The organism is Pseudoalteromonas sp. McH1-7, assembly GCF_013366255.1.
Taxonomy (GTDB): Bacteria; Pseudomonadota; Gammaproteobacteria; order Enterobacterales; family Alteromonadaceae; genus Pseudoalteromonas; species Pseudoalteromonas peptidolytica.
In genome coordinates, this window is the sequence record NZ_JABWPQ010000011.1 from 146,947 (window position 1) to 154,273 (window position 7,327).

General features: G+C 42.0%; 4 protein-coding genes. All 4 read right to left on the reverse strand.

Features of this window, described 5'->3' with window-relative positions; genetic code table 11:
* Positions 1-87: 87 nt before the first annotated feature.
* The 4 genes from lon to tig all read right to left on the reverse strand — a co-directional run bounded on the left by lon (position 88) and on the right by tig (position 6,975).
* Positions 88-2,445, reverse strand: coding sequence for an endopeptidase La (gene lon, locus HUZ36_RS09995; protein ID WP_128731976.1), 2,358 nt, complete (start codon positions 2,443-2,445; stop codon positions 88-90).
* Positions 2,446-3,316: 871 nt separating this feature from the next.
* Positions 3,317-4,600 (reverse strand): ATP-dependent protease ATP-binding subunit ClpX, encoded by a 1,284-nt coding sequence (gene clpX / locus HUZ36_RS10000; protein WP_125253531.1) that lies wholly within the window; start codon positions 4,598-4,600, stop codon positions 3,317-3,319.
* 122 nt (positions 4,601-4,722) lie between these two features.
* Entirely contained in the window at positions 4,723-5,340 is a 618-nt protein-coding gene (clpP, locus tag HUZ36_RS10005) for an ATP-dependent Clp endopeptidase proteolytic subunit ClpP (RefSeq protein WP_125253530.1), read from the reverse strand.
* A gap of 330 nt (positions 5,341-5,670) precedes the next feature.
* Positions 5,671-6,975, reverse strand: coding sequence for a trigger factor (tig, locus tag HUZ36_RS10010; RefSeq protein WP_125253529.1), 1,305 nt, complete (start codon positions 6,973-6,975; stop codon positions 5,671-5,673).
* Positions 6,976-7,327: the final 352 nt, after the last annotated feature.

Here is a 7,327-nt window from a genome sequence, read left to right on the forward strand (position 1 = left end):
GCGAACCACCAAGCTTGAATACAGTGCCTAACTTAACACACCTTTTAGATTTGAAAAGCCTTTTCACTTAATTTTTTGGCTTTTTTCTTAGTTTTTTTGTGATTCTACACTAAAACTGTCTATTGGCTGCGCTAATGCTAATGATAGAACTTCGTCAATCCAAGACACAGCATGAATATCAAGTCCTTCAAGGACATTTTCAGGAATTTCTTTTAAGTCACGCTCGTTCTTTTTCGGTATTAAAACTCGTTTAATTCCACCACGATGCGCTGCAAGTAACTTTTCCTTTAAACCACCAATTGGCAGCACTTCACCACGTAATGTGATTTCACCGGTCATCGCGACATCTGCACGCACTGGGTTGCCTGTTAAACTTGACACTAAGCCTGTTACCATGGCGATACCCGCACTTGGTCCATCTTTAGGAGTCGCGCCTTCAGGAACATGCACATGAATATCACGCTTCTCGTAAAAGTCGTCGTTAATACGAAGCTTTTCAGCACGATTGCGTACCACCGTCATCGCAGCCTGAATAGATTCCTGCATCACATCACCCAAAGAGCCAGTGTACGTCAGTTTGCCTTTGCCTGGTACAGCAGCACATTCAATGGTTAATAGATCACCACCAACTTCTGTCCACGCTAGACCCGTAACTTGACCAACACGATCACCATCTTCAGCTTTACCGTAATCATGGCGCTGAACACCTAAAAATTCTTCTAGGTTTGTTTGGTTAATCACAACTTGCTTTACATCTTTGTCTAGCAAAATATTTTTCACCGCTTTGCGACAGAGTTTAGAAACTTCGCGCTCTAGGTTCCGTACCCCAGCCTCTCGAGTGTAATACCGGATAATACCAATAATCGCACTGTCTTCGATGTTAATTTCAGATTCTTTCAGACCATTACGCTTGATCTGTTTAGGAATTAAGTGCTGTTTCGCAATATTAAGCTTTTCATCTTCGGTATAACCCGACAAACGGATCACTTCCATACGATCAAGCAGTGGGCCTGGTATATTGAAGCTATTTGATGTCGCAACAAACATCACGTCTGATAAATCGTAGTCTACTTCTAAATAGTGATCTGCAAAGTTGCTATTTTGCTCAGGATCTAATACCTCTAATAGAGCAGATGCAGGGTCGCCGCGCATGTCCGATGACATCTTATCGATTTCATCTAATAAGAAAAGCGGGTTCTTCACGCCAACTTTCGACATACTTTGAATAAGCTTACCCGGCATTGAGCCAATATAGGTTCTTCTGTGACCACGAATTTCAGCCTCGTCGCGCACGCCACCGAGCGCCATACGCACATACTTACGACCTGTAGAACGCGCGATAGATTGGCCTAAACTGGTTTTACCAACTCCAGGAGGGCCAACTAGGCACAGGATAGGGCCTTTGAGCTTATTGGTGCGTTGTTGTACGGCAAGGTACTCGATAATGCGATCTTTTACTTTTTCTAAGCCATAATGGTCAGAGTCTAGAATCTTTTGCGCACCTGCTAAGTCCTTTTTCACCTTAGAGCGTTTTTTCCATGGGACATTTATCATCGTCTCTATGTAAGAACGCACCACAGTCGCTTCTGCAGACATCGGTGACATCATCTTCAGTTTGTTCAGCTCGGCCAGTGCTTTTTCTTCCGCTTCTTGCGGCATTTTTGCTTCGCTAATGCGTTTTTTCAGCGCTTCAAATTCATCTGGTACGTCGTCTAACTCACCAAGTTCTTTCTGAATTGCTTTCATTTGCTCATTCAGATAATACTCACGTTGTGACTTCTCCATTTGCTTTTTCACGCGAGAACGGATTTTCTTTTCTACTTGAAGTAAATCGATCTCACCTTCCATCAGCGCCATCAAGTACTCAAGACGTTCTGTTACGTCATGAATTTCCAGTACCTTTTGCTTTTCAGGCACCTTAATTGGCATATGCGCAGCCATTGTATCAGCAAGGCGTGCGGCCTCATCAATACCTGAAACTGACGTCAGTACTTCAGGTGGAATTTTCTTATTAAGCTTTACATAGCCTTCAAACTGGCTAATTGCACTACGCACTAATATATCTTGCTCTTGCTCATCAGCATCCTGTGAAGGGATGTACTGTGCTTGCGCTAAGAAATATTCGTCTGTAACTAAAAATTCGTCTATTTTGGCGCGCTGCGTGCCTTCAACAAGTACTTTTACCGTACCATCAGGCAGCTTTAATAGTTGTAACACCGTCGCAATAGTGCCTGTTTGGTAGACATCATCAGTGCTAGGGTCATCAACTGAAGCGTCTTTTTGCGCAACCAAAAAGATTTGCTTGTCGTTGTCCATCGCTGCTTCTAGGCATTTTATTGATTTTTCTCGACCTACAAACAGCGGGATCACCATGTGCGGATACACGACTACGTCGCGCAGCGCTAGCACAGGAATTTCTACTCGATCCGTTCTTTCAAGCGTCATTATGTTCTCTTCGCACTTAAATTAATTTTGGGAATACTGAGCTATATGGGGATAACGCAGATAAAGTTCAATAGTTTATAGTAATCCACATCAAGTAGGGATCAATTTAAGGCATAAAGCAATCAAATATCAGTAAACTAAAGCTCCAGCTTATTTGCAATGATACCAATTTTCTTAATTAAGTGGTCTATTTTGAGGCGAGAAAATCTTGTCGATAACCAGGCAAAAATTTTGCTATTTAGTTGTTCTAAATAAGAAATTTTTAACGCTGTTAGCGTCAGATTTACTCCTTCAAATTGAGCACGTATTAAGTCAAATTGGTATAATAAGGGACTATATCGACTTCTTTCACAGCGTCGTATGTCTAGAAGCGACTTTTCCACTTAAAAAATAAACGGTTTATCAGCCCTGAGGGTTGAGCAAGTATTTAGCTAACTCATTGCTTCTCAATAGCATTGAATTACTCTCTTATCTAGCCAAAACGTTTCAGGGATAGCGTTGCCCTTGCCGGTTTCCAGAAAAGTATGAGTTATCCAAAGTTCAGGGTTTTTAGTTCAACTGGTATCATATTGGGGCAATACCTATTCGCTTAATTAAGCTTACTATTTTGAGGCGAGAAAACTCTGTCTATTACTATGCGAAAACTCTCCATTTAGTTGTTCTAAATAGAAGATGTTTAGCGCAGTTAGCGTCAGATTTACGCCTTCAAATTGAGCAAGTATTAAGCATAATTGGTATAAGCTCTGGTGAGGGAAAATACTGATTTAGCTTACCAACCATGAGCTAGCCTCGCAGTTTACCTTATACTTTTTGTTAGCTCCTAACTTAGATGTAAAAAGGAGCACTAGGCTCCTTTTATTTTAATTCTGAGCTACTCAGATGCCGCTTTTTCTTTACCATTGTTTTCGTAAATCATAATCGGATCTGACTCTCCTTTGATAACGGTTTCGTCAATAACTACTTTACTGACTTCTTCCAATGAAGGTAACTCATACATAGTGTCGAGCAATACGCCTTCAACAATCGAACGCAATCCTCGTGCACCGGTCTTTCGCTCCATCGCCTTATGCGCAATCGCTCGCAAAGCGTCTTCACGGAACTCAAGATCCACACCTTCCATCTTAAACAACGCTGCATATTGCTTTGTTAAGGCATTCTTTGGTTCGTTTAAGATCTCAATAAGCGCATCTTCGTCAAGTTCGGTCAAGGTCGCAACAACCGGTAAACGACCAATAAATTCAGGAATTAAACCGTATTTGACCAAATCTTCAGGCTCAACATCTTTAAATGTTTCGCTCAGTGAACGCTCAGAATCTTTTGACTTAACTTCAGCACCGAAACCGATGCCTGTATTTTTAGAACTACGTTGTTCGATCACCTTATCAAGGCCAGCAAATGCACCACCGCATATGAATAAGATTTTCGATGTATCAACTTGCAAAAACTCTTGTTGCGGATGTTTTCGGCCACCTTGAGGCGGAACAGATGCAACCGTACCTTCAATCAGTTTAAGTAATGCTTGTTGTACACCCTCACCCGATACATCACGTGTAATAGATGGATTGTCTGATTTTCTCGAAATCTTATCGATTTCGTCGATATAGACAATGCCACGTTGTGCCTTTTCTACGTCGTAGTCACATTTTTGTAGCAGCTTTTGAATGATGTTCTCAACATCTTCACCAACATAACCAGCTTCAGTTAACGTTGTTGCATCTGCCATCGTAAATGGTACATCAAGAAGTCTTGCAAGCGTCTCGGCCAATAGTGTTTTACCACTACCTGTTGGACCAATTAGCAAGATATTACTTTTACCTAATTCTACATCACCCTTACCACCTTGGTTGCGTAAGCGCTTGTAGTGATTGTATACAGCAACGGACAGCACTTTTTTCGCATGCTCCTGACCGATAACATAATCATCAAGGTGATTTCTGATCTCTTTTGGCACAGGTAATTTATCAGACGCGTCATGCTTAGGCGCAATATCTTTGATTTCTTCCCTGATAATATCGTTACAAAGTTCAACGCACTCGTCACATATATAGACAGATGGACCGGCAATTAACTTACGAACTTCATGCTGGCTCTTGCCGCAAAATGAGCAATACAGCAGCTTGCTATTCTTATCGCCGTCTGTTGGAGTGTCTGACATTCAGCTACCTCATTCTTTTGTTGTTATCTGTCGATAACATCGTATTTCTTTTAACTATACCAAAGAATAAAAGCTTTGGCATAGCAGTAACCAATGATTTATGCTCATTGGTTACCGACTAATCACTTCAGTTCGCGACGTGAATGAACCGCGTCAATTAAGCCATATTCTAGGGCTTGGTCAGCAGTCATAAAATTATCTCTATCGGTGTCACGTGCAACTACATCGTATGGTTGTCCAGTATGATCAGCCATCAGACGATTTAACTTTTCTTTAATAGACAAGATTTCTCTTGCATGAATTTCAAAATCTGATGCCTGACCTTGGAAGCCGCCTAAAGGCTGGTGGATCATCACTCGAGAGTTTGGCAAGCAATAACGTTTACCTTTAGCGCCGCCTGAAAGCAAAAATGCTCCCATACTCGCTGCCTGACCAACACAAACCGTACTAACATCAGGCTTAATAAAGTTCATTGTATCGTAGATAGACATTCCAGCAGTCACGGAGCCACCAGGTGAATTGATATACAAGAAAATATCTTTGTCTGGACTTTCCGACTCCAAGAACAACATCTGTGCCACGATCAAGTTGGCCATATGGTCCTCTACTTGACCGGTCAAAAAAATGATGCGGTCTTTAAGTAGTCTAGAGTAAATGTCATAAGAACGCTCGCCTTTAGCCGTTTGCTCCACGACCATAGGTACTAACGCATTGATTGGATCGATCATACCATCATTCATGTTTTTTATTCCTTACTAGCACAGAATTTGTTGCCTTATTGTAATAGGTAACTTAAATCGCTTGCGACTCAAGAGACATTCTGTCATTCGGTTTTAGGCTAATACTTTTTTGAGCGAAATGGAACGAGCATTTCTAACAGCTCGTTGTGATAAGCACATTTTGTCTTATACCATCAAGTATAGCTAATAAAATAAGCCATGCTTCAAGATATAAGTACTTTATGCTTCAATATCAAGGTGTAAAAACAAAAATGGCCCGAATTCTCTCACCGAGTAACTCGAGCCATTTAAACTTCAGCTTAGCTGGAAGTCAATGATTTCTTCAAAGACTTATTGAGCAGCCTGTGGGTTCATGATGTCATCGAATGATTTTTCAACATCAGAAACAGTTGCAGCTGCAAGTACAGCTTCAACAGCAAGCTCTTCCATTGCTACGTTACGCATCTGCTGCATAAGTTGATCGTTTGTTTTGTAGTATGAAACTACTTCACTTGGATCTTCGTATGCAGAAGCAACAGTCTCGATTAATTCTTCAACCTTTGCATCGTCTGCTTTGATGTCATTCGCTTTGATTACTTCACCTAAAAGCAAGCCAGTTTTTACGCGAGTAACAGCTTGCTCATGGAAAAGCTCAGCTGGTAGCTCAGGCATGTTTTGCGCGTTGCCGCCAAAACGCTGTGCAGCCTGTTGACGAAGTGCGTCGATTTCTTGATCAACTAGTGCTTTAGGCACTTCAACTTCGTTAGTGTCAAGAAGACCTTTGATCGCTTGATCTTTTACGTTTGCTTTAACCGCTTGGCTAAGCTCACGCTCCATGTTCTTCTTCACTTCTTCTTTAAGTGCGTCAACACCACCTTCAGCAACACCAAACTTAGTTGCGAACTCGTCAGTTAGTTCAGGAAGCTCTTGAACTTCAACTTTCTTCACAGTAATTGTAAATTGAGCTGCTTTACCTTTTAAGTTTTCAGCGTGGTAGTCTTCAGGGAAAGTCACATCAGAAACGACTTCGTCACCTGCTTTCTTACCAACGATACCATCTTCGAAACCTGGGATCATACGACCTTGACCAAGCTCTAGAGGGAAGTCTTCAGCTTTTCCGCCTTCAAACTCTTCACCGTCAATTGTACCAACGAAGTCAACCGTTACACGGTCTTTTTCGCCAGCTGCTGCGTCGCTTTCAGTCCAAGTAGCGTGTTGCTTACGAAGTGTTTCAAGCATGTTAGCAAGGTCTTCGTCAGTTACTGAAACAGCAGGCTTCTCAACTGCAATTTTATCTAAGTCTTTAAGCTCAACTTCAGGGTATACTTCAAAAGTTGCATCGAACTCTAAATCTTTACCAGCTTCTAGTGACTTAGGAGCAAATGTAGGTGCACCCGCTGGGTTGATTTTCTCAGCAATGATTGCTTCGATGTAATTACGCTGCATAATATCGCCAGCAACTTCTTGACGAACAGCTGCGCCGTAACGCTTAGTGATGATTGACACTGGTACTTTACCAGGGCGGAAGCCATCGATACGCTGTGTTTTTGACAGTTGTTGTAGGCGTTTTTTAACTTCAGTCTCAACGTTCTCTGCAGGAACGGTGATGGTCAGACGGCGCTCAAGGCCTTGAGTCGTCTCAACAGAAACTTGCATGATTTACCTCAATCTTCATTTTTGGGCGACAAAGCGCCTTCCTTACTAACAAGACAACCATCATGCTTTTGTGGGCCTTCGGCTAAACTGCCAAACTCTCCGTTGCATGTGACGCTTGTTGCCTGCCCTACGGGCACTACGTTAATTAATAGACGCGGCATTATAACCTATTCAACGACGGAGTCGAGCAATCAGGTTAAATAATTAGGCATATTGGTGCTAATTGATTAAAAGTTAGTAAATTTGAAATAAATGACTGAGATACTGATAGAGAGAAAGTGGTCGGCGATGCAGGATTTGAACCTGCGACCCCTTGGACCCAAACCAAGTGCGCTACCAAGCTGCGCTAATC